This window comes from Balneola sp., assembly GCA_003712055.1.
Taxonomy (GTDB): Bacteria; Bacteroidota; Rhodothermia; order Balneolales; family Balneolaceae; genus RHLJ01.
This window is the reverse complement of sequence record RHLJ01000008.1, coordinates 38,284-63,099: the sequence shown is the minus strand read 5'-3', so window position 1 is coordinate 63,099 and position 24,816 is coordinate 38,284. Positions and strand designations below refer to the sequence as shown.

The 24,816-nt window shown below is 38.8% G+C and carries 15 protein-coding genes; 8 read left to right on the top strand and 7 right to left on the bottom strand.

What is annotated here, in order from left to right:
- Positions 1-291: 291 nt before the first annotated feature.
- The gene (locus ED557_15925) at positions 292-1,032 is read right to left on the bottom strand and encodes a VUT family protein (GenBank protein RNC79310.1); all 741 of its coding nucleotides are present in this window, start codon (positions 1,030-1,032) and stop codon (positions 292-294) included.
- Positions 1,033-1,140: 108 nt separating this feature from the next.
- On the opposite strand from ED557_15925, the gene ED557_15920 reads away from it, so the two are divergent.
- Both ED557_15920 and ED557_15915 read left to right on the top strand, forming a co-directional pair.
- Positions 1,141-1,851 (top strand): TetR/AcrR family transcriptional regulator, encoded by a 711-nt coding sequence (locus ED557_15920; GenBank protein RNC79309.1) that lies wholly within the window; start codon positions 1,141-1,143, stop codon positions 1,849-1,851.
- Positions 1,844-3,169, top strand: a complete 1,326-nt coding sequence (locus ED557_15915; GenBank protein ID RNC79308.1) for an AarF/ABC1/UbiB kinase family protein — start codon at positions 1,844-1,846, stop codon at positions 3,167-3,169. Before ED557_15920 ends, ED557_15915 begins: the two co-directional genes overlap by 8 nt.
- On the opposite strand, the gene ED557_15910 is transcribed toward ED557_15915, so the two are convergent.
- From ED557_15910 to ED557_15885, 6 genes are all read right to left on the bottom strand, one after another.
- Positions 3,166-4,899 (bottom strand): response regulator, encoded by a 1,734-nt coding sequence (locus ED557_15910; GenBank protein ID RNC79307.1) that lies wholly within the window; start codon positions 4,897-4,899, stop codon positions 3,166-3,168. The two genes, ED557_15915 and ED557_15910, sit on opposite strands and share 4 nt — an antisense overlap.
- 107 nt (positions 4,900-5,006) lie before the next feature.
- Positions 5,007-5,954 (bottom strand): protease modulator HflC, encoded by a 948-nt coding sequence (gene hflC / locus ED557_15905; GenBank protein RNC79306.1) that lies wholly within the window; start codon positions 5,952-5,954, stop codon positions 5,007-5,009.
- Between the two features lie 18 nt (positions 5,955-5,972).
- Positions 5,973-6,971, bottom strand: coding sequence for an FtsH protease activity modulator HflK (gene hflK / locus ED557_15900; GenBank protein RNC79305.1), 999 nt, complete (start codon positions 6,969-6,971; stop codon positions 5,973-5,975).
- A gap of 88 nt (positions 6,972-7,059) precedes the next feature.
- Complete coding sequence (locus ED557_15895) at positions 7,060-9,477, bottom strand: serine/threonine-protein phosphatase (GenBank protein RNC79313.1); 2,418 nt, start codon at positions 9,475-9,477, stop codon at positions 7,060-7,062.
- A 237-nt stretch (positions 9,478-9,714) separates the two neighbouring features.
- Positions 9,715-11,082 carry a sensor histidine kinase gene (locus ED557_15890; GenBank protein ID RNC79304.1) on the bottom strand — a complete coding sequence of 456 codons (1,368 nt, stop codon included), beginning with the start codon at positions 11,080-11,082 and terminating at the stop codon, positions 9,715-9,717.
- Between the two features lie 15 nt (positions 11,083-11,097).
- Positions 11,098-12,474 carry a sigma-54-dependent Fis family transcriptional regulator gene (locus ED557_15885; protein ID RNC79303.1) on the bottom strand — a complete coding sequence of 459 codons (1,377 nt, stop codon included), beginning with the start codon at positions 12,472-12,474 and terminating at the stop codon, positions 11,098-11,100.
- Positions 12,475-12,752: 278 nt separating this feature from the next.
- Here ED557_15885 and ED557_15880 point away from each other — a divergent pair, with 278 nt between their 5' ends.
- The 6 genes from ED557_15880 (at position 12,753) to ED557_15855 (ending at position 24,809) form a co-directional block, all read left to right on the top strand.
- A complete protein-coding gene (locus tag ED557_15880) occupies positions 12,753-14,009 on the top strand; it encodes an HlyD family efflux transporter periplasmic adaptor subunit (GenBank protein ID RNC79302.1) in 1,257 nt (418 codons plus the stop codon).
- A 214-nt stretch (positions 14,010-14,223) separates the two neighbouring features.
- Positions 14,224-14,913, top strand: a complete 690-nt coding sequence (locus ED557_15875) for an ABC transporter ATP-binding protein (protein RNC79301.1) — start codon at positions 14,224-14,226, stop codon at positions 14,911-14,913.
- 27 nt (positions 14,914-14,940) lie between these two features.
- Positions 14,941-17,373, top strand: a complete 2,433-nt coding sequence (locus tag ED557_15870; GenBank protein ID RNC79300.1) for an FtsX-like permease family protein — start codon at positions 14,941-14,943, stop codon at positions 17,371-17,373.
- Positions 17,374-17,396: 23 nt separating this feature from the next.
- A complete protein-coding gene (locus tag ED557_15865) occupies positions 17,397-19,811 on the top strand; it encodes an ABC transporter permease (protein ID RNC79299.1) in 2,415 nt (804 codons plus the stop codon).
- A 23-nt stretch (positions 19,812-19,834) separates the two neighbouring features.
- Positions 19,835-22,249, top strand: a complete 2,415-nt coding sequence (locus ED557_15860) for an ABC transporter permease (GenBank protein RNC79298.1) — start codon at positions 19,835-19,837, stop codon at positions 22,247-22,249.
- A 145-nt stretch (positions 22,250-22,394) separates the two neighbouring features.
- Positions 22,395-24,809, top strand: a complete 2,415-nt coding sequence (locus ED557_15855) for an FtsX-like permease family protein (protein ID RNC79297.1) — start codon at positions 22,395-22,397, stop codon at positions 24,807-24,809.
- The last annotated feature ends 7 nt before the right edge of the window (positions 24,810-24,816 follow it).

Sequence of the window (24,816 nt, the reverse complement as noted above, 5' to 3'; positions counted from 1 at the left end):
CCATTGTAATAAAAATTTATACTCTGTGAGCCGACCCTACGCTCTCCTCATTCAAAAGAATTTCAGAGCTTATATAAAGCTCGCACAAACAATCTGTTTTTTGCTTCTACATTATTTCAAGGAACAACTTTCGGAGACAAAAAAAGCTGACCTAAACTTGCGTTTTAAACCAGCGATTTCGTTTCCTCGAAAGGATTACAAAGGTACGGCGAAGCTGTTATAATTTGCAAACCGAAAAGAGAATAAATTTTCTTTTTTTTGAAGAAAATTTAGAGATGTTTTTATAAGCCGCTAATAAGATCGACTTACCTCAGGATCCTCTTCAAATCTGCTAAACAATTTTACTCCCAAATACATTAATGGAGTATCAAATAGGGCAAAGAAAAACTTGAAGAGATAAGAGTTGAGAATCAGAATTATTACAGCCGGAATGGAATTGATACTATCGCCTAAATTACCTGCCACATATAGAATAGTAATAATGGCAGTTGAATCGATCAATTGGCTAAACATTGTGGATCCATTATTTCGTAACCAAAGATGCTTTCCTTTTGTTTTCTTCTTCCAAAAATGGAAAAGGCGAACGTCTACACTTTGTGCAATTAGATAGGCGATCATACTAGCAATTACATTCCCAACCATGAACTCATAAACTCCCTCGAATAAGTCCAATCCACCACTAACTCCTGCTGAATTTGGGAGCCAATGATTTACTGACATCAAGAATAGCATAAAGAAGTTCATAGAAAATCCTACCCAAACAATGAGTTGCGCCTTTTTCCGACCAAATAATTCAGAGATTAAATCTGTCGCTAAAAAAGTAAACGGATAGGCAATCAAACCGGCAGGAACACTCATTGAATAAATACTCCCGTTCCTCACCAATTCAGGAGTTATAGCCTGCAACCAGCCAGGCATATCAATGGTGAAAATAGTTACAAACTTTGTCGTTCCAATTACGTTTCCCAGTACCAATGAGGTTAGAAAAATACCCGAAAGAGTCAGAAACAGTGCATCTCTTTTATGATCCATAGACTACATGAATTAAATTTTGGAACTAAAGAAAGTAAAGTACGCTATTTTTTATGCAGAACGAACTTCTGTTGTAATCGATTTGTTAACGTTCGAAATTAAATCATCATGAGTGCAGAGAAAATTAATAAGAAGATCGAGATTACCTGGGCGGCGGTAGAACTTTATGAAGCCAAACAAAAACTAAGTATCCCGGATTTAGTAGATAAAACCGGACTTAGTGCATCTGAAATCTATTCTTACTTCCCGAATAAAAATGCCATTCTATCATTCTATTACCCGGCTTTGATTTACCAATACTGGGCAATGATAGAGGAAATTGAGGACTTTGAGAGCTATTCAATTTCTGAGAAGTTTTCAAACTTCATTTATACCCTTTTTGATATGCTAACTGATGAAGGTGGATTTGCTGATGATACCTATCATAAATTTGTCTTCAGTAAGGGCTCACGATCAGAATTTCATAAAGAAGTTTCTGCTTTGTTTAAAGATTTTCTCACTTCCGACGGAAATATTGCTGTAAGTGCAGGCTTTTTCATGAAGGATTATTTCTACTCTCTGCTTACCAGCCAATATTTATTCCTGGTAAAATTCTGGTTAAATGATAAGTCAGATCAGAAAGAAAACACTCTAGCTCTTGTCGATAAACTAACTTCTCTCTTTGAGGAAACTATTTACAATAAAGCCATAGACAAGGGATTTGATCTTGCCAAGTATATGTTTGGCACCATAGGAATGGGGGATAATATTCCTCTATTTGGAGATTGTTTAAAAGACATGTTTTCTGATAATAAAAGTGAGGTTACTGATAATGAGTGATTTTCCATCCTCAAAATTTGAACGAGGAAAAATAATCGCGAAGACGGGTATTAAGGTGGGTACTAATTATGCTCAGCGGTATATAAAGAAGAAAGTAAAAGGGAATGAAATAGATGACAAAGAATTCCATACAAACAACGCTAAAGAAGTTTTTAAGGAATTTACTAAGCTAAGAGGTACTGCACTCAAGATAGCCCAAGGAATGAGCATGGATCAGGGCTTTCTACCAGAGGAATTCGCTGAGGTAATGAGCCAGGCACAATATTCCGTACCTCCTATTAATAAGGCTCTGGTTCGAACTATAATCAAAAGAGAGCTAGGAGACTACCCGGAAAAGATCTTCAAGAAATTTGACACCCAAGCATTTGCGGCAGCTTCTATTGGACAGGTACATCGTGCTGAACTTAAAGATGGCCAAAAAGTTGCTGTAAAGATTCAGTATCCAAATGTAAGGGAAACCATCAATTCCGATATGGCAGTGGCTAAGTCTTTAGCAAAACGAATCATAAAAAAAGGGCAGGATATAGACCCTTATTTTAATGAGATCAAAAATACTTTGATGGAAGAGACTGATTATATCCATGAGGGTTCTCAAATTGATGAGTTCAGGAGAAGATTCGGAAATGAAGTCATACAAATCCCAAAATGGATTCAACAATATTCTACTGAAAAAGTGCTTTGCATGAGCTTTATTGAAGGAAGGCACCTTGGCGAGTTTCTAAAAGAAAACCCTTCCCAGGAAGAGCGTAATCATTTTGGCCAAATGATATGGGACTTTTTCCATGAAGAAATAAGAGTAGGCGGGTATGTACATGCAGATACCCATCCAGGTAATTTCCTATTCACTTACGATGGAAAACTAGGAGTGATCGATTTTGGATGTGTAAAGCTTTTCCCGGATGAGTTCTTCAAAAATTACTTAAAGTTACTCCCCACTCACCTGGCTAACGATCTCGAAGCTATTAGAGATTTATATATCAAACTGGATGTTATTAATCCGGAATCAGAAACACAGGAACGGGAAGAGGAATACTATAACTTCGCACGAAATTATGGGATCATGTTTTCTAAACCATATAGATATGATGTGTTTGATTTCAGTGACCCTAAATTCGATGAGGAGATTCGGCATTTCACAAAAGAAGCGCCTTTATCTAATGAGTTGCGAGGCTCTAAACACTTCTTATATACCAGCCGTGTTCATACAGGACTATACAGTATACTAATTAAGCTCGGAGCTCAAATTAATACGAAGGGAGCTAAGATTGTACTCAGTAAATTATTGGATATGGAATTTGAAAACTATGCAGCCGTTTAGTTCAGGTACTTACCTAACGCTTCCTTGAGCATTTCTTTTGTTATAGGTTTACTCACAAAACCATCAATTCCAGCTCGTGTATATTTTTCCTGATCATTCATAAGTGCATTAGCAGTTATTGCTAAAATGACCGGCTTCTTATTGTCAGAGGTATCTTTTTTAATTAATTCAGAAGCTTCAAAACCGTCCATAACGGGCATCTGCATATCCATTAAAATGATATCATAAGCTTTAGATTTTGCCATTTGAACTGCTTCTTCTCCATGTTCTGCTTCATCAATGGTTGCTATTCCAAAACCTTCCAGCATCTTTCGAATTACGATTCTATTAATACGCACATCCTCTGCAACTAAAATCTGCAAAGTTTCCATAGTTAGTCCTTCCAATTGTTGTTTGTCAACCTCAAGCTTCTTTTCTTCGCCGATCATAAACGGCAGCTGAAACCAAAATTCAGAGCCTGCTCCTTCTTCAGATTCAAAGCCGATTTCACCGCCCATTAATGATACTAATTTTTTTGAAATAGATAATCCCAATCCAGTTCCTTCAATATTTCTATCTGTACTACCCTTATAAAATTTGCTGAATAAGTTAGCTTGAGCTTCTTCCGAAATTCCAACGCCAGTATCAATTACAGAGAATTTTATTTCTGCGTTTTCCCCGGCGATGTCTATCAATTCTGACTTAATCGTAACCTGCCCTTCATTAGTAAATTTGATAGCATTGTTAATGAGATTGAGAAGTATCTGACGAAACCGGAGTACATCTCCTATTAATACTTTTGGGATTTTCTTGTCATGATTAATAATCAGATCTACCTTTCCTTCCTTTTTATCTACTCTTGGTTTTACCAGTTTTATGAGACGCTCAATATCTTTTTGAACTTCAATCTCGCTTGCCTGAAATGCCAATTTTCCACTTTCTATAAGGGTTACATCCAGGATATCACTGATTAAACTATGAAGTAACTCGCTGCTATAAGACAAACTGGATACTAAATCTTTTTGCTCATCATCGAGAGACGTCTCTTGTAAGAGTTCTGATAATCCTACAATCCCGTTTAAAGGGGTTCTCATTTCATGACTGATTGTAGCTAGAAAATCGGACTTCGCTTTATCTGCCGACATTGCCTTTTCTTTTTCTTCAGCTAGTTCCAGGATAGTTCCCTTAAGCTTTTTCCTGTCTCTGGAATATGCTCTCTTAAAAACGAAAAGTGCATAAGCAAGCACACATAATGTGATAAAGCTTGTTATCGATAAGTCTCTTATACGAGCTATTTCACTGGTATATGCAACCGCCAGATTAGGGACAGTCATCTCCTGATAGGAATAGATAAGAATAATAACCAAACAGGCTGCGACAAATGCGAGATAGGCACGAAGATGAAGCACCATCAAACCTGAAACAAAAACCAGAATAAACATTTGTACAATAGCACCAGTTATCCCTCCTGCAGGTAACCAGGCATATATCAGCATCAAGAGAGCAAAACTATAGTAAACCGCAGTAGCAACTTTGAACGAAACACCAATTTTATAGAACACATAAATCCCGGTATAGATTATAAAACAGACAATATATACTGTCTTAATTATTGGGGTGTAGTTTGCTGCAATCGAGTAAATAGTCCAAAATGCAAAAACTACTACGGTAAGGAAAAGAGTTATATCAAATAACCGATACTCAATCCTAAGATTTGGATCCAGTTTAGGAAGTAGTTCTTTAAAATTCACTATAGCCGAACTTATTTTTATTCAAGATAGCTATTTGAGTAACAGTGAAAAAAATAAAAAAAGCACGAATGATGTCATTCGTGCTTTTAAGAATATCAATCCGAGTATTAGTCTTCGATAGAGTTTAAATACTTATAAAACTCACTGTCGGTTGAAATAATCAATGAAGTTTCGGAATCGATAGTGTTTCTATATGCCTCCATACTTTTTAGAAAAGCATATAGCTCACGAGCAGAAGCTGTTTTATTGTAAGCCTCATTATAAATAGCAGCGGCTTCAGCATCCGCCCTACCTCTAATAGTCTCCGCTTCTCTAAATGCTTCCGACTGAATGCGCAATAATTCACGATCTTTCTCACCATTTATTCGGGATGATTCACCCTGGCCTTCCGATCTGAATTTATCTGCAATTCTGTTTCGTTCAGAAATCATTCGGTCATAGACTGTACGTCGCACTTCTTCAGCATAGTTAATACGCTTAAATCTAAAGTCGAGTACTTCTATTCCAAGGTCTGCAGTACGTTGGTTTGCAAGTTCAACAATCTGATCTTGAATTTCCTCCCTTCCTACTACTATTGATTGAAGTGTGTCCTGAACAACATCTGATATATCCGAAGATGCTTCAAGAGGCCTGTTCGAGTTCCGTATCAATTCGATTAAATTATGTGATGCCACGGCATTTCTTGTTTCCCCATCCAGAATATCATCCAGTCTGGATTGTGCCTGTTGCTCAAATCCTAATCGCTCAAAATACCTGAGAGGATCGGTAATTCTCCAACGAGCATAGGTATCAACAAAGATAAATACTTTATCCTTGGTTGGAACCTGGTTTGGATCACCATCCCATTCTAAATATCGCTTTTCGAAATAGTTCGCTTTTTGAAGAAATGGGATCTTAATGTGTAAGCCTGGATTGGTAACAGCTTCTCCGGTGGGCTTACCAAATTGAGTGACTATAACCTGATTGGTCTCACTTACTACGTACAAAGTTTGAGAGAGTACTAACGCTAAAACTCCCAAAACTACTAAAAAGATTATACCTTTTAATTCTTTCATGATCTTAATTTTTGAAAATTATTGGTTAGTTCCTGAGGTACTTCGGGCACCTTGCATCTGTAGCTGTAATAAGGGAATCACACTATTACCTTCTTCATCAGTAATAATCTTCTGCCCCATTTTTGGAAGTATATCTTCCATCGTCTCTAAGAAAATCCTTTGCTTGGTAATCTCTGGTGCTTTAATAAACTCTTCATAGATATCATTGAAACGAGAAACCTCACCCTGAGCACGATTTACTCTATCAAGCGCATAACCTTCGGCTTGTTGGATAGTTTGCTCAGCTTCACCTGATGCCCTAGGAATTACACGGTTATAATCTGCCCGAGCCTGGTTGATTAATGTTTCCCTTTGTTGCTCCGCTTCGTTTACTCCATTATAAGAGGGCTTAACCGGATCTGGAGGATTAACATCTTGAATAAGGATCTGATCTATCTTGATCCCCATTTCGTATTCTTTAACTATTTCCTGAAGAATTTCCTGAGCAGCGATTGCGAGTTCAGCCCGTCCTTCTGTAATTACTTCATCTACCGTCCGATCTCCAACAACTTGTCGCATTGCAGCTTCTGATACATCTCTAAGTGTAGCTTCACTTTCCCTTACTTTATAGAGGAAATTATAGGGGTCGTCTATTCGGTATTGGACCACCCATTCTACATCTCCCAAATTCAGATCACCAGTTAGCATGATGGATTCGCCACCATAACCAGCTTTTCGGTAAGTAGAATTAACACCTGCTTCTAGTGTTCGATAACCGAATTCTTGTTTTAATTGTCTTCTGATTGGTACAAGCTGAAGATTTTCAATGAACGGAATTTTAAAATTCAGTCCCGGTTCTGCTTGTCTTTGATATTCTCCAAAACGGGTAATTATGCCTACTTCTTCAGGTTCGACCGTAAAGAAAGAGGAAAAGACCGCGGCTAGCGCGATAAATCCAATAATGATTAACCGGATGTTCTTGGTAATTCGCTCAAACTGTGGAGGCAGATTGAGTTCGAAATTAGGTTCTTGAGCCATCGATTTAGTTTTTGAGGTTGATTGACTGGTACTACAATCCCAAAGATTACGCCAAAGTATCCGGTGGTGTAAAACTGGCAGATGCCAATTACACTTTCAGGCAAATAACTGTTGTATCATCAGCAAGTTGATAATTGCTGAATTTCTGAACAGTGCGTTTTATCTCCTGGGCTATTTCGTTAGAAGACAAGTTTTCAGTATGAATCCGTTCCAATAATCTCGGAACTTCATCAAAGCCAAAGCGTTCTCCTTTTTCATTAGCAGCTTCAGGTAAGCCATCAGAATAGAGAAGGAATACATCTCCCTTTTTTAGCTTGAATTCCTGTGCATGATACTTTGTATCTGATTTGAACCCTAATGGTAGCCTTGGTTCTGGAGTTTGAATAAAATCTGCAGCTCCGTTTCTCTTAATAATTGGTTTGCAATGCCCGGCATTAACTACTGAAATGGTTTTCGTGGCAAGGTTGTATTGGGCCATCGCACATGTGATAAATGTACGCTTATCCGTTCTTGTAAAAATTGGCTCATTAACATCTGTAAGTATCCGATCCGGAGTGTCATCCTTCATTCTGGAAAGCAATAAACCGCTGGTAAAAATGGCAGGCATTGCTGCTCGCATTGCTTTCCCAGACACATCTACAACAACCATGGTTAAAGTATTGGGAGAACCGTCTTCGTTTTTTGTAAGAACATAATCAAAGTAATCTCCTCCTACTTCAAAGGAAGGCAGAAAGAAACCATATACATCAAATCCTTCACCTGATGGCGGCTGCAAAGGCATGAGCTTATACTGGCTTTCCCTGGCAATTTCGATTTCCTTTTCGACTCGCATATGTTGGGCAATACGCTCCTGATATTCCGGAATGTAGTCTCCAACTTCAGCCACAGGCATTCCATACTTATGACTTATAAACCCAAATAGAGGAACCCCGGCAACCAAGAAGCCCTGCACCCACCATGTGGACGCCATTTCAATATCGCTTGAGCCTACATAAGGCATCATCATAATAACAGCTGTAAATACCCATAAAGCTGTATTCACGGTTATGATTCCATACCTTTCGTAAACGATTACCAGAAGGAATCCCAGAGCTATAAAAATTAAAAAATCACCATAGAATGTTAGTGGGGTAGCAAACACTCTTCCCAACACAGTGAGTGATATTGATGAGAAAAGAATAGTAATAATGATTGAGAGCCAACTGTTTTTGATCCAATGTTTACAGAAACCATAAACAAAACCAATTTGGGCAAATCCTACCAACCAGATAGTAGACCAGGCACTCATATTAATGGTTAAAATCCGCACTTTAATTGCCGCTTCAGTAAATCCGAACTGACTATCATTTTGGCTGAAATATGAATTCTGAACAAAAAGAATCAGTGCAAATAATCCAAGAAGTATACACCCGATAAAGAAGCCATTAACTAATGCTGTTCCTGTTTCCCGAACAAAAAACTTACGCTGCCAGAAAGCATCCATTAATTCTACCTGGCCATTTTTCTGGCTCCTTGCAAAAGCTTCCCAACTTATATAGGCAACTGCTGCATACAGGCCCAAAATTAAGCCTGTCAATAAGTTATTGAGTATTAAAAGAAATACAGTATTAGTATCGTGGAAATCGCCAAATACACTCCAAAAATAAATACTGCGCCATCCCAAATAAGTAATAGAGATGGCAAAAAAGACGAATAACGCTCTACGCCATTCCACCTTACCTTTAAAAATATTTCGAATGCCTACTATAAAAACCAGAACTGTAATCAGCAGAGCAGTGCTAAAGAACGCAATCTGAAAAGCACTGAGAGTGCCATCTCCAGCAACATTTAAGTTATCTGGTTCAAGTTCATTCTTGGCAGAAAAATTATTTATCGAATACCCGAAACGAGTGGTAAACCCATTTAATGACTCAAACTCTTTCACAACAGTCGTTAAAGAAATAGATAACTGCTCGGGGCCACTTGTTACTCCTGGTTTCCTTACCCAGGATATTTCTATTTCATTATCTCCATTACCATTTTGAGTATTTAGTTGTGGAACGGTTTGTATCTCATTTTCAAGAGTAATAGAATTTTCCAGTGAGAGCGTATCGGTATACTGATTTTGTACCAGTATATAATCATCTAGCGGATAGCCGAATACATCCCCTACCACAGAGGTAGCAACTGCTTCAATTGAATCTCCCTGAACAAAAGTAGGATTCGAAAAACCTTCATTATTTTGAAAGCGTATTACCCTTCCATAATTAGAGGTGCGAATGGTAAGCTTACCCTGACTAAATACACCGTTAGGATCAAAAATTGATTGCCCGAGCCCCTCCTTTTGCGCAATAACGCTCACCCAACTTTGTGAATGAACGTTATTCTTATTCATTCGAGAAGGAGTTATTTCTTCATCCAATGAATCTTTTAAACTGTTTATATATCCACTATGCTGTTGGAATGTAGATGCAATCCCGAGGCTGTCCATTGAGAAGCCCAACATAGGGGACATATCAAAAATCATATTCTCAATGGAAGTACCACTTTGTTTTACCGGGCCATTCGCATTAAAGTCTATCTGATCTCTAAGAAACCAGAAAGCAACGGCACCAATTACCCCAATTATGAAAATTATGTAGGAACCTTTACTAAACACTATGCGATTTTTGTATTGAATTCAAACTCGATGCCCTACGATGACAGCAGTCTATTGTTACTGGTTTTACAAAATTATTAACGTAGGATTTTATCATGCACAATCCTAAAATCTTAAGGAAAATATAGTACACCCTTCCCTGCTTTCTGTAACATTTAAAGTTCCACGGTGCATTCTCATTATTTGACGGGATAAACTCAAGCCAATCCCTGAGCCACCATTTTCTGTATTAGACTTGCTGGTAGTATAAAAGGGAACGAAAATCTTCTCCTTAACCGAGTCTTTTATTCCTGGTCCATTATCCTCAATCTCAATTACAATCTTCCCTGAACTATCTATCTTTCCGCGAAGAATGATCTTTGGGTTAGACCTTTCCGAAAGTGCCTTAAATGCATTTTTTACAATGTTAATAAGTGCCTGATCTATGAGCTGGGAATCAGCTGTTATTTCTAGGGTTTCAGGTTCAACTTCAATTTCAACGGTTACCCTTCGCTTAGCGGCTTCACCCTTCATCAGGTTACGTACTCGATTAAGAATATCCTTAACCAGAAGCACTTCAAAAATGGGAGTTGGTATTTGGGTGATATTCCGATAGGAGTTCACAAATCTCATTAGCCCAAGGCTTCTCTTATTTATAGTGCCTAATGCATCTTTTACATCCCGAAGTGTTTCTGGTGGTATGGGTTCAGGATCTTCAGAGCCAAATACATCCCCCATCAACATTGAGTTAACAGTATCTGAAAGAGATGCTATTGGAGTAATAGAATTCATGATTTCATGCGCCAATACCTGGGTCAGGTTTTGCCAGGCCTCCATTTCTTTTTCATCTAGTTCCGATGAAATATTTTGAAGAGAGATTAATTTGTAGTTATCTCCTTTCATCCTAAACTCGGTAGCGTAAATAGCTAATTGAAGCTTATCGGCACCAATCTTACAGTTTTGTAAGGTTCTGGATCCGCTCTTCAACCCAGTTATAGTATTGTATAATCCCTCATTAATCGTTCTAAGCTGTTCAATATTCCTGAATATAGAGGTATCCAATAACCGTTTAGCTGCCGTATTAAAAAGCTCTATCTCGCCTTTTTGATTATAAGAGAATAAGCCAATTCCAATATGTTGTACAACCGTTTGTAGATACCTGAAACTTTCTTCTCCTTTTGCTCTTTCGTTTTTAAACTTTTCAATGATGGTATTAAAAGCATCATTTAGCTGTGCAAAGGAATTATTCTTTTCCTGATTAGTAAAAGTCTGAGAAAAATCATTATAGCTGATGGCTTCAAAAAAACGATGTAATTGTTTATTAGTTGTCTCAACAAACCGGACAAGATTAAACACCTGGAAAATGACAATTAACCCTATCAGTGAACTACTTATATAATACTCGGTACTGAATATGAGTACACTAAATACTCCCATCATTACAAAGAGAAAGAGCACTCTTAAAATAACACCTATCCTGAATCGGCCTATCATGTTTTCATACTCCGGTTAAAGGCCATATTTCTCTAACCTTCTATATAGGGAAGCTCGGGTTAAACCCAATTCCTCAGCTGCTTTTGAAATATTACCTTCGTGCTTTCTTAAGGCCTTCCGGAGTACCATTTTTTCTACTTCCTCAAGATTATAGTCCTCAATTTGAACCTGTTCAGTTTCTTCCTGTACATCATTCAATAGGAAGTCTGATGGAAGCAGTACATCAGATTCAGCCATAATTACCGCACGTTCAACCGCGTGTTGAAGCTCTCGTACATTACCCGGCCATGAATAGCTGGATAACTTTGCGAGCGTAGCCTTGTCAATGAGTTTCGTTTTCTTTTTGTACTTGCTCGAGTACAACTTTGTAAAGTGATTAAGAAGCAGTTCGACGTCTTCTTTTCTTTCTCTCAGAGGAGGAAGATGAATCTCGATAGTATTAATCCTAAAAAGTAAGTCCTGACGAAACTCCCCTTTGGAAACCATATCATTCACCGACTGATTAGTGGCACACACCAAGCGAATATTTATAGGCTTTGATGTAACTGCGCCAACCCGATTTACTCTTCGACTTTGTAACACAGTAAGTAATTTGGCTTGCAACGCAAGAGGAAGATTACCTATCTCATCCAAAAAAAGTGTCCCGCCATTAGCTACTTCAAATCTCCCTGCCCGATCTTCTTTTGCATCGGTAAAGGCTCCTTTAACATATCCAAATAGTTCACTTTCGAAAAGATTTTCAGATATAGCTCCCATATCTACATTAATAAATACATTCTCCTTTCTTTGAGACCGTCTATGGAGAGCTCGGGCTATCATTTCTTTTCCCGTTCCATTTTCACCGAGTATGAGCACATTTGCATCTGTTGAAGCAACTTTTTCTATGGTCTGAAAAACTTCCATCATTGCTGGACTGCGACCTATGATATCTCTGTAATGTGTATCAATATCACTGCTGAGTTGTTTTTGTTGTTCCTTAAGCGCTACCACTTGCCTAAGACTGGAAGTAAGTTTCAATGCAGATGAAACCGTTGTAAGCAGTTTTTCATTTTGCCAGGGTTTAAGAACAAAATCAGTTGCTCCGTTCTTTACCGCTCGAACTGCTTTATCAACATCACCATAAGCAGTGATCAGGATTACAGCAATCGAAGAATCGATTTCAAGAATCTTATTGAGCCAGTAAAACCCTTCCTCTCCACTGCTAACGTCTTCTGTAAAATTCATGTCCAGGAGGATTAGATCATAGCTACCATTTTTGAGAAGGGTTGGTATCGATTTCGGATCCTTTTCAGTCTCTACCAAGGCTACGTGTTGTTTCAAAAAAAGCCTGGCTGCCTGAAGTACATCTGTATCATCATCGACAACTAATATTCGGCCCTGTTTTACATCCATGTTCTTTGGTTTTCTTTTTGATCTTTGAACTTCGCCTCCAGAAATACAAAGACTATACCTAATTTGATTTTAGAACCCTGATCTTCCTCAATTCTTTTTAAACCAGCTTTTGGTCAATCTGAGGTGTTCGAAATCGGACACCAAGTGTATCAAAATGTACAATCAAAAACCACTATATGGCCTTTAATGCCCATTAATGATGGTAGGTTACATTTGGCACAGTAGTTGAATTAAGCCGATAAAGAAAATATTAAAACCAAACGGTTTACAATTTTATCATGGGAATGGATAGAAAAATCAAAAAGAAAACCTGGACAACCAATCGAATAATTGGTCTGGTACTTGGTGTAGTAGTAATAGCTTTCTTTGTTTATAGTTTTTGGTTCGCTGATTTCAGATCAACCTTAAATGTGGACAGAGAAAAACTTACAATCACTACGATCGCGGAAGACTCTTTTCAGGAGTTCATCCAAGTAACCGGAAACATCCAGCCAATCAATACTATTTTTCTGGATGCCATTGAAGGTGGTACTGTTCAAAGGGTAGTCCTGGAAACGGGTACTAATGTTCAACCAGGAGATACAATCGTTGTTCTATCGAATTCAAATCTCCAGCTACAGGTTTTGCAGCAAGAGGCCGGGTTATATGATCAGATTAACAATGTGAGGAATTCACGGCTTAACCTTGAGCAAAATAGTCTACGAATCAAGGAACAGCTAGCCAATGCTGAGTATCAGCTGGATGTTCTACGTCCTCGTTACGAACGTCAACAAAGGCTTTTCAATGAAAATCTGATCTCGAGAGAAGAATATGAAGAGACTAAGGAGAATTTTAAATACGAAGAAAAAAGATATGAGCTCACCTATGAGTCATTTTTAAAAGATTCCCTTCAAACTATTAGTCAACTTCGACAACTGGATGAATCTGAACAAAGGATGTGGAGAAGTCTAAATGCAGTACAAGAAATTTTAGACAATTTAATAATCACCGCTCCTATAGATGGTCAACTTACCACGATTGAGTTACAACAAGGACAATCTATAAATAGAAGTGAGCGAATCGGTCAGGTAGATATGCTGGATAACTTTAAAGTAAGGGTTGGTGTCGATGAATTTCACCTTTCCAGAATTACTACAGGACTTAGAGGATCCTTTGATTTTGCAGGCGAGTCTTACGACCTGGCTATTACAAAAGTGTATCCTGTTATTGCCAATGGGCAATTTCAGGTGGATATGGAATTCCAGGGCGAGACCCCATCCAGGATAAGAAGAGGACAAAGAGTACGGATTAGATTAGAACTTGGAGACACTTCTACTGCAGTGTTATTAGAACGAGGAGGTTTCTTCAACTCTTCGGGAGGAAGCTGGGTGTATAAACTGGATGAAGACGAACAGCAAGCAGTGCGAACTAATATCAGGTTGGGACAGCAAAACCCTGATTACTTCGAAGTCATTTCTGGATTAAGCCCCGGAGACAAAGTAATTATCTCGAGTTACGACACTTTTGGAGATAACGAGGTTCTCAATTTGCAATGATGAACATTGAACATTGAACATTGAACATTGAACATTGAACATTGAACATTGAACATTGAACATTGAACATTGAACATTGAACATTGAACATTGAACATTGAACATTGAACATTGAACATTGAACATTGAACATTGAACATTGAACATTGAACATTGACGATACTATATCCGAACTAATTCATACAAAAAAAATTAACAACCAAACCGATTCAAAATGATACAGGCCAAAAATCTAAAAAAACTATACATAACAGAAGATGTGGAAACTACCGCTCTTAATAATGTGAATGTTGAAATCAAGGAAGGTGAATTCGTAGCCATAATGGGACCTTCGGGATGTGGTAAATCTACCCTCTTGAATATCATGGGACTTCTTGATAACCCAAGTGAAGGTGAATATCACTTTTTGGGACATGAGGTTTCTGCTTACAGCGAAAGAGAAAGAGCTCAACTCAGAAAAGGGAACATCGGTTTTGTATTCCAAAGCTTCAACTTGATTGATGAGTTAACAGTATTTGAAAATGTTGAGCTACCCCTATTGTATTTGGGCATGAATTCCAATGAAAGAAAAGAAAAAGCAGAAGCTGCTCTTGAGCGAATGAATATGATGCACAGGAGAAATCACTTTCCGCAACAGCTTTCTGGTGGTCAACAGCAGCGAGTTGCTATTGCGCGGGCTGTAGTTGCTAATGCCAAGCTTATTCTTGCCGATGAGCCTACCGGTAACCTCGATTCGGACCATGGCAACGAAGTGATGAAACTTCTTGAAGAGTTAAATGAAGCAGGTACTACTATTGTAATGGTAACTCACTCTCCTCATGACGCCGATTTTGCGACCAGAATTATCCACCTCTTCGATGGACATGTAGTGACAGAAAACATGAAAGAAGGCTTTCATGTGTAACAAACACTAACCCAGGATTCTGCTGCCATGCTCAAAAATTACTTTAAAATTGCGATTCGAAATCTGATTAAAAACCCGGGATATTCGTTCATAAATATTTTTGGACTGGCTCTCGGAATCACAGCCTTCATCCTCATTCTTCTGTTCATTACAGATGAATTGAGTTATGATAAATATCATGACGACTCGGATCGTATTTACCGGGTATCGCGTGAGTGGCAAAATCGAGACGGAGAAACAAGTCTTCATCTTGGACATGTTGCTCCTCCCTTTGCAGAAATGATAAAAGAAGAGTATCCGGATGACGTACTTAATGCGGTACGCTTCTTTGATGTTTCTCCACTTATCAGCTACCAAAATAAGAACCTTGTTCAGGATAGATTCTTTTTTGCTGATCATGATGTTTTTGAAGTCTTCTCCTGGAATATGGTAAAAGGAAATCCTGCTACTGCTTTGACTTCACCAGATGGGTTAGTGATAACCCAAAGTATGGCGGAAGTTTATTTTGGCGATGAAGATCCAATAGGTAAAGCGCTTGATTTCTCCAGTCAAGGTACTGAAATGGTTTTCCAGGTTAATGGAGTAATTGAGGATGTGCCTGAAAACTCGCACTTCAAATTTGATTTCCTAGCCTCTATGGAACCAGTTGTTCAATTCTATGGTGGCTATGAACAGATGATGCAAAACTTTGGAAGTAATAATTTCTCAACCTATCTCTTATTGTCTGAACAAACCAATCCAGAAGAACTGGAAGCCAAATTTCCTGCCATCATGAACAAGGCTTTTCCTCCTGATCAATTTGATGACGGGATTCAGGCATCAGACTTTATGAAGCTCCATTTGATGAATGTTACCGACATACATCTTCACTCTCATCTTGATTCTGAAATTGAAGCAAATGGAAACATAGAGTATGTATATATCTATACTGCGGTAGCTATTTTTATCCTATTGATCGCGTGCATCAATTTCATGAACCTATCGACTGCCCGATCTGCGAGAAGAGCAAATGAAGTAGGACTTAGAAAAGTAATGGGAGCTGAACGTACCTCGTTGGTTCGTCAATTTATGGGCGAATCATTCCTTCTAGCCTTTATGGCTTTAGTTCTTGGCATCATATTCATAGAAGTCCTGATCCCCTACTTCAATAATTTTGTGGAAAAGGAGCTGGTTCTGAATTATTTCTCTGATATGCGTTGGACTTTGGGACTTCTGAGTATTGTCGTTTTTATTGGCCTGGTAGCTGGCAGTTATCCTGCCCTGTTCCTCTCTTCTTTCCAACCTGCGGTAGTATTAAAAGGATCGTTCAAATCAGGAGGAAAGCATAAATGGTTTCGTTCGGGATTAGTAGTTCTCCAATTCACCATCTCAATTTCTTTAATTGCCAGCATGGGGGTTGTCTACAATCAATTGGATTACATCCAGGAAAAGGAGCTTGGTTTCAATAAGGATAACATTGCGGTAGTACCGGTTAGCCCTGAAATAGAGATGAATTATGCAGATATAAGAAACCGATTGCTTCAACAACCGGGGATACTCGATGTATCAATGCAAAGCAGAGTTCCATCCGGACGCTTACTCGATTCCCAGGGCGCATCAGCCGAAATAGACGGAGAACTTGTTACTGTAAACTTTAGAATTGCTGATATCCATATCAGTCATAACTTCCTTGATTTATTTGGACTGGAAATAGTTGCTGGTAGAAATTTTGACATCAATCTGGCCAGTGATTCATCAGAAGCATTCATACTTAACGAATCGTCTATAAACCGATTAGGATATAGTTCTTCAGAAGACGCAATAGGGAAACAATTCAATTATGGTGGACGTCAGGGCTTTATTACAGGTGTTGTAAACGATTTTCATTTTGAATCTCTTCATCAGGATATCGCTCCAATCGTATTTGTGATATCGAGCGGAAGGAATAATACTATTGCGGTTAAGTATAATGAAGCTTATGAGCAGGAAACTATTGCTTACCTCGAAAATACCTGGGCCAACTACCGTCCTAACTTTCCATTCGATTATTATCTGATTGAAGATAATTTTGCCGGGCAATATGAAGGAGAAGAACGCCTTGGAAAAGTATTTAGCTATTTCGCTTTGCTAGCCATCATAATAGCTGCTTTAGGACTTTTTGGATTAGCTTCATTTACCATTCAGCAACGCGTAAAGGAAATCGGTATCCGAAAAGTATTAGGCGCTTCTGTTTCTCAAATTGTGTATTTGCTGTCTACGAATTTCACAAAACTCGTTCTTATCGCCTTCCTATTAGCTTCACCCATTGCTTATTTCGGCATGAATAAATGGCTGGAAAGCTTCGCCTATTATAAACCTATTAGTGTATGGATATTTTTGGTTGGTGGAGGAATTGCTTTAGCTATTGCCCTCTTTACTATCAGCTTTCAAGCCATTAGATCTGCACTGTTAAACCCGGCTCATACTCTAAAAGACGAATAAACGACTATTCAAAAAGCTCTGTCATGTTCAAGAATTATCTAAAAATTGGATTAAGAAACCTTCTTAAAAAGCCTGGATACTCTTTCATTAACGTTTTCGGGCTTTCTGTAGGCCTGGCTTCTTTTCTTTTGATTGGGTTATTCATCCAACATGAGTTGAGTTATGATGCTTTCCATGAGAATTATGAAGATATCTACCGGGTAGGTAAAAAAGGATTCACTGCCGAGTTCCTTGGATCTGATGAATGGGTAAGCACCTCTGCTCCCCTTTCATCTGCTTTAGTAAATGAGATCCCTGATATAAAAGCAGCTACCAATATCACAAAGGTGACTTCTTTTTTCAAAAAGGATAACCAGGGTGTAGAAGAATCGGGAATTTTTGCAGCTGGTGATTTTTTTGATGTTTTCAGTTTTAAGCTGATTCAGGGAGATACTGGAAATGGAATTGAAGACCCAAATGGAATTTTTCTTTCTGAATCACTAGCTCAAAAGTACTTCGGAAATACCAATGCTGTTGGACAAGCCTTTTCGGTGATTCACTCAGGTGGTCATTTCAGCGGAGAACTAACTATGGTTGTAAAAGGGGTATTTAGTGATGTACCTGCCAACAGCCATTTATCTTTTGACTACATAGTACCCGTTACTTCTTCACATGAATTAAGCAACTACCTGGAAAGCTGGAGAAGTAATAGCTACCTGACCTATATTCTAACAGCTTCAAATACCCCTTCTTCTGATCTGGTAAGCAATATAAATGCTGTTACCGAAAAATATGAACAAGAACACGCGGATCAATCAGAAAATCGAAAAGGGGCATATTTTATACAGCCCTTAAAGGGCATTCATCTTTACTCGAAAGTGAATGGGGAATTCCAGGCTAATGGGAATATCCTATATGTGTACCTGTTTTCTGCAATTGCTTTAATTATTATTGCATTAGCCTGTATTAACTACACTAACCTTTCTGTCGCACGTTCATTTTTAAGAGCTAAGGAGGTTGGTGTTCGAAAGTCGATTGGTGCTTCGAAGCAGCAACTTTCTACCCAATTCCTAACGGAATCGCTATTAATTACCTCTGCCGCTGTAATTATTGCACTGGCCCTGGTTCAGGTATTCCTTCCGTACTTCGGATCTCTAGTTAATCGTGATATCTCCATGACCTTTTCACATGCTCCTTATATTCTTCTTCTCATTTTGGGAGTTGGTGTGCTGGTTAGTCTCATGGCTGGTGTTTATCCGGCTTTTGTATTGTCCCGATTCAACCCGATAAAAGCCCTTAAAGGACATTCTGTAAGTAAATCAGGCAAACCAATGCTACAAAAGGTATTGGTAAGTGCTCAGTTTACGGCTACCATTGCACTCATAATTGGTGCATTGGTGATATACAAGCAATTAAACTTCATTAGTTCAACTACTACAGGACTTGAAAGAGAGCAGATTGTATCTATTTCGATTAAAGACAGAGATCTGTATCAAAAGTATGAAATCTTAAAAGATGCATTAGAGAAAAAGAGCAGCATCCAAGTGGTGTCGGCTGCTCAAATTGATCCTATTAACATCCAGGCCTCCAGCATTGCAACAGGTTGGGAAGGCATGGAACCTGAAGGAAGAGTAACGGTTTACCGCTCGGCTATTCAGCATGATTTCATCTCCTTATTTGGCCTTGAGATTATTGAGGGAAGAGATTTTTCTAAAGACATGGCTACAGATGAACAAACAGGGATCATTATTAATGAAGCCATGAAACGAAAACTTGGTTGGGATACTGCTACCGACAAATCGTTTACATTCAGAGGAAGAGAAGGAAGAATAACTGGTGTAGTAAAGGACTTTAATTTCCATTCCTATCATCAGGCAATTGAACCATTGGCTTTATTTCTTGAAACAGATTGGTGGTTCCCGTACCAGAAGATATTTGTGAAAATTGATGCAAGTGATGTTCCAACAACTCTGGCTTACATAGAAGAAACGGTAGCTACTTTTTCTCCGGGCTACCCCTTCGAGTTTATTTTCTTGGATGATGCCTTTCAAACTATGTATCAAACTGAAAACAGGTTTGCAAGGCTGTTAAACTATTTCACCATGCTTGCGCTTTTAATAGCGTGTCTTGGGTTATTAGGCCTGGCCACCTTTACCATTTCACAACGAACTAAGGAAATTGGTATCCGGAAAGTACTGGGAGCTACTACTTCTACTATTCTGTTACTTCTTTCCAAAGACTTCTTAAAACCTGTTTTAATTGGCTTTTTCATAGCCACTCCTATTGCATGGTATACTACCCAGCAATGGCTTACACAGTTTGCTTATAAAATTGATCTAACTCTTTGGCTCTTCATCTTATCGGGAACTTTAACCGCGATCATTGCCTTCTTAGCAATCGGTTGGCAGGCCTTTTCCATAGCCAGAATGAATCCGGTAAATAGCCTGAAGAATGAATAAAAACGCTTAAATACCTACAAGTCATGTTTAAGAATTACCTCAAAATTGCATTTAGAAATATCCAGAGGAGAAAGGTTTCTACTTTAATTACTGCTACTGGCCTCGTACTGGGTATTTCTGCATTCATTTTTATTCTGCAGTATGTGGCTTTTGAGTTTAGCGTGAATAAGTATCACGAGAACAGCGAGGATATCTATAGAATACTGGTAGAAAATGAGCGAGGAAACATCAGTGAGTCTCTACCCCCAGCTCTTGCTCCGGCAGTAAAGGAAAACGTCGCTGGTGTAAAACATGGAACACGTTTTGCTGATGGCATTTGCAGCGGAATTGTTGAAGCAGTCAATCCTGCGCTCAACGAACCCACCCCCTTTCGCGAAAATGCCTGTATGTATACCGACCAGGAGTTCTTTGAGGTTTTTACAACCGAATTAATCGATGGTAAAAGAGATCTCTCGGCTCCAGGAACAGCAGTCATTACAAAAAGCCTGGCAACCAAGCTTTTTGGTCAGGAAAATGTGGCTGGAGAAGTATTCATTGTATACAACCAATTTGGTGAAAAGGAATTTACCATCAATGGAGTAGTTGAAGATGTTCCGGATGCATCCAGCACTAATTCAAATATGATGCTTTCCTTTTCGACTCTCAGCGAAAACACGGGAAGCTGGTCTGACCCTAATGGGTGGGACAGTGGGTTCGCTCATCATTTCCTCGTGTTGGAAGATGCTGTAAATCCAGCTGACATTGCAGCAACCATCACCGACCTATCTAAAACGGTGAGACCAAATGATAAAGTAACTTTCTCCCTTCAGCCATTTAATGAAGTTCATTTAGGAGGAAGCGTTTCTGATCCCAACCCTACCACAGGAAGTATGGGACAAGTACTACTCATCTTATGTGTAGGAATCATGATTATGATTATCGGTTGGGCGAACTATATCAACCTTTCTACAGCGCAAGGATTAGAGCGCGCCAAACAAGTGGGTATTCAGCAAACATCCGGGGCATCCAAGCTTCAATTAATGGGACAGTTTCTAACCGAGACCTTTCTCTTTTCGTTGTTAGCCCTCTCTCTGTCTATAGTAGTTGTCGAGTTGCTTCAACCTTTCTTTAATCAACTTATAAACAGAGAACTTTCCATAGAGTTACTTAATCGTCAAAATGTGTGGCTTTTCGGAGCTCTTTACTTTTTACTAGGTACGATTGCGGCCGGAGGCTATGTTGCTTTTGTGATTACCTCTCTTAAACCGAGTGAAGTATTGAAAGGAAGTAGCAAAAACTCAACTAAGGGTTTGCGTCTGCGCCGGGTGCTAGTAGTATTCCAGTTCTCTATTTCCATCATTCTGATTGTAGTAACCTTTGTCTTTTCTGATCAACTAAGTTTTATGCAGACAAGAGATCTTGGGATGAGTCTCGACAATAGAATCGTAGTGCGTGGGGCCTCCATTAATAAAGATGGGCAAAACCAATCGGGTGAAGCTTTTAAAGATCAATTAGCAAATTTTAGTTTTATCGACCTCTATTCTGGTTCAAACAATGTTCCTGGCAATGGCTACAACTTCAATGCATCAGGTATTTATGGTCAAAACAACGATGAAGAAGCAAAAAAGAAGAGCTACGCTATATTATTTATCGACCAATATTACATTGAAGCTTATGAATTGACACTGGCTGCGGGTCGCAACTATGATGAAAATGCCATTAATGCGGGTTGGGACTCAGATGAGTTAATTGTAAATGAAAAATCGGTAGCCGAATTAGGATATTCTTCCACTGAAGATGCTTTAGGTAAATCTCTTTTTTGGGGTGAGAATGAGTATCGAATTATTGGTGTAGTAGAAGATTACCATCATGTATCGCTCCAGCAACCAATAGAACCAATGGTTTTTATTCCTCAAAACTCTAGTGGTTACTATACCATGCAATTCACGAATAACAACCTTGAGCAAAACCTTGCCGAAGTACGCCAGGCCTACGATGCTTTCTTCCCTGGCAATCCTTTTGAATACTTCTTTGTTGAGGATAACTACGACCAACAATATGTTCAGGAAACCCGGTTTAGCAATTTCTTTCAGGTTTCAGCTCTACTGGCCATTTTTATCGCTTGCCTTGGGTTATTAGGATTAGCTGCTTATACCGCTTCAGCTCGAACTAAAGAAATTGGTGTACGCAAAGTACTTGGCGCTACTGTATTGGATATTACCATGTTACTATCTCAGGATTTTCTGAAACTGGTTCTTATCGCATTTATCATTTCTTCTCCAATTGCCTGGTATATAATGACCGAATGGCTAGCAAATTTCGCTTATGCTACTTCTCTTAATGCAGGAGTCTTTTTAATGGCAGGAAGCCTTGCACTCATTATAGCTCTGGGTACAGTTTCAGGAAAAGCAATTCAAGCAGCTCTAGCCAATCCAGTTGATAGCTTAAAAAACGAATAAATCATTGTTCGTTTTCGAACACCTGGTGTACTATACCGTGCATCCAATGTTAGAAAATCAGCCTTTACACCTCTTTTAAGGAGGTTTTGGGATTTTGGCACGCTTGTTGAAATATTCATCCTGAGTACTAATAACAGCAAAAGCCATGTTTAAAAATTATCTCAAAATCGCCTTTCGGAATTTAATAAAGAACAAGAGTCACACAGCTATAAATGTGGGTGGTCTTACATTGGGAGTTGTATGTGCGCTGGTCATCTTTTTGGTAATCCAGTATAACATGAGTTTTGATACCTGGCATGAAGATAGCGACCGAATATATAGGGTGGTAAGAGAGGATAATGAGTTTGGAGATATCTCTACTGATACTGGCGCTCCTTACCCTTTCGCAGAGGTTGTTGAAGAGGAAGTAACCGGCTTAGAGTTTGTAACCAGGGTTAATACTAATTCTGCAAATACCCCAATTATCAGCTATCAGGAGAATGGCATTATTCAAACGAAATTTAAAGAAGACGATGTGGCATTTGTTGAGAAAGAGTACTTCGACATTTTTACTTATCGTTGGATGGCAGGTGATCCTGATTCATTCTTCGACAACCCAAATACCGTGGTTATTACCGAAGAGTTCGCAAAAAGAATATTTGGGACGATCGATGTTTTAGGCAGAGAGTTTACCATTCAAACCGGATCACAATACGACTTAACAGTAACCGGCCTTGTGAAAGATCCTCCTGAAACTTCAGACTTTCCATTTTTTGCATTGGCCAATGAGAATTCAAAAAGTCGAGCCGGAGTTCAAATAGGAAATGACAATTGGAGTGGTACTTCAAGCTCTATTCAGACTTATGTTAAACTTCTGCCTAATGTCACTCCTGAGGATATAAATCCACAATTCGATCCTTTACTTGTAAAACATAGCAGCGAAGAACGTGCAGAAGTGATGGAGTTCTCTCTACAACCTCTATCTGAAATTCATTTTGATAGCCGCTATGGAAACTATTCCGGACGGATATTAGAAAAAAGAACGCTATTTGCTATGGGTATTATTGGCTTCTTATTGCTGATAACTGCCTGCATAAATTTTATCAATTTGAATACAGCTATCGCTGTTAATCGCTCAAAGGAAGTAGGCTTAAGAAAAACGCTTGGAGGATCAAGAACTCAACTATCCTTCCATTTTTTAGGGGAAACTGCATTCATTACACTTATCTCGATTTTGATTGGTATGGGTGTTACTGAGTTCGCACTTCTTAATATCGATGATATTATCGGATTTACCCCCGAACTGGATTTAATGAACAACCCTCTGCTTGTTGTGTTTTTAGGTATTTTGTTTCTGGTGATAACTCTTGCTGCAGGCTGGTACCCGGCACACCATTTATCAGGATTTAATCCTATTGAGGCCATCAGGAATAAAATGAATTCAAGCTATGGGCAGGGATTAGCACTTCGCAGGACCTTGATCATCGTTCAATTCACCATTACCCAAATTTTGATTATTGGCACTCTGGTTATAGCTACCCAAATCAAACATTTCAATCAACAGGAATTAGGATTCGAACAAGAAGCTGTTGTACAGATTGATATTCCCGACAGAGATAAAGTCACTTTGGAAACTTTAAAAAACCGACTTAAAAGCGAAGCCAGTATACTTAATGTTACTTATTCAAATACAGGAACAACATTTGGAAATGTTTGGGGTGGCAATTATGTGATTGAGTATGATTCTACAAGGATTGAAAACAGCTCAGATGTAAAGTATATCGACGTCGACTTTTTGGATACTTATGGCATTAAACTTTTAGCTGGCTCAAATATACAGCCATCCGATACTGTGAATATGTTCCTGGTTAGTGAATCACTAGTAAAGCAAGCAGGCTTTGGAGACGATTACGATGCTATTCTCGGCAAAGAACTAAGTTTTTGGGGAGATGAGGCTACCATAGTCGGAGTGGTAAACGATTTTCATACTTCCTCACTCCATCAGGAATTAAGGCCTGTGGTGCTTGCGGCCAGGGCATCCAGCAAATGGCTTGGAGCCATAAAAATAAATACCGCCATGATCCCGGAAGCTCTTGCAACTTTAGAAGAAGCTTATAATGAGGCTTTCCCCGAAGCGGTGTTTGAATACACTTTCCTGGAAGATTCTATAGCGGATATGTATGGACAGGAACGTGATATTGCTAGCATCATGAATATCTTTGCTGTCATCGCAGTGATTATTGGATGCCTTGGACTATTTGGATTGGTATCCTACATGGCTGCTACCAGAACAAAAGAGATCGGGGTTCGAAAAGTGCTCGGAGCTAATATCATGGATATCCTCAAGATATTTGGCTACGAGCTCGGGCTTTTGATAGGGTTTTCTTTCCTTCTGGCAGCCCCGCTATCCTGGTATTTGATGCAAAGATGGCTTGAAGATTTTGCATATAAAATTGAGTTAGGGGTCGGAATATTTCTTATATCATTAACAGGCACTCTTATTATCGCCTGCCTTACTATAGGTTATCGATCAATATCCGCCGCATTAGCAAATCCTGTAGATAGCCTCAAAACCGAATAAAAAACTT

Excerpts from the sequence above, each read along its gene's own strand:
- ED557_15925 (RNC79310.1), bottom strand. The coding sequence starts at position 1,032 with ATGGATCATAAAAGAGATGCACTGTTTCTGACTCTTTCGGGTATTTTT.
- ED557_15920 (RNC79309.1), top strand. The coding sequence starts at position 1,141 with ATGAGTGCAGAGAAAATTAATAAGAAGATCGAGATTACCTGGGCGGCG.
- ED557_15915 (RNC79308.1), top strand. The coding sequence starts at position 1,844 with ATGAGTGATTTTCCATCCTCAAAATTTGAACGAGGAAAAATAATCGCG.
- hflC (RNC79306.1), bottom strand. The coding sequence starts at position 5,954 with ATGAAAGAATTAAAAGGTATAATCTTTTTAGTAGTTTTGGGAGTTTTA.
- hflK (RNC79305.1), bottom strand. The coding sequence starts at position 6,971 with ATGGCTCAAGAACCTAATTTCGAACTCAATCTGCCTCCACAGTTTGAG.
- ED557_15895 (RNC79313.1), bottom strand. The coding sequence starts at position 9,477 with ATGATTTTTGATATGTCCCCTATGTTGGGCTTCTCAATGGACAGCCTC.
- ED557_15890 (RNC79304.1), bottom strand. The coding sequence starts at position 11,082 with ATGATAGGCCGATTCAGGATAGGTGTTATTTTAAGAGTGCTCTTTCTC.
- ED557_15885 (RNC79303.1), bottom strand. The coding sequence starts at position 12,474 with ATGGATGTAAAACAGGGCCGAATATTAGTTGTCGATGATGATACAGAT.
- ED557_15880 (RNC79302.1), top strand. The coding sequence starts at position 12,753 with ATGGGAATGGATAGAAAAATCAAAAAGAAAACCTGGACAACCAATCGA.
- ED557_15875 (RNC79301.1), top strand. The coding sequence starts at position 14,224 with ATGATACAGGCCAAAAATCTAAAAAAACTATACATAACAGAAGATGTG.
- ED557_15870 (RNC79300.1), top strand. The coding sequence starts at position 14,941 with ATGCTCAAAAATTACTTTAAAATTGCGATTCGAAATCTGATTAAAAAC.
- ED557_15865 (RNC79299.1), top strand. The coding sequence starts at position 17,397 with ATGTTCAAGAATTATCTAAAAATTGGATTAAGAAACCTTCTTAAAAAG.
- ED557_15860 (RNC79298.1), top strand. The coding sequence starts at position 19,835 with ATGTTTAAGAATTACCTCAAAATTGCATTTAGAAATATCCAGAGGAGA.
- ED557_15855 (RNC79297.1), top strand. The coding sequence starts at position 22,395 with ATGTTTAAAAATTATCTCAAAATCGCCTTTCGGAATTTAATAAAGAAC.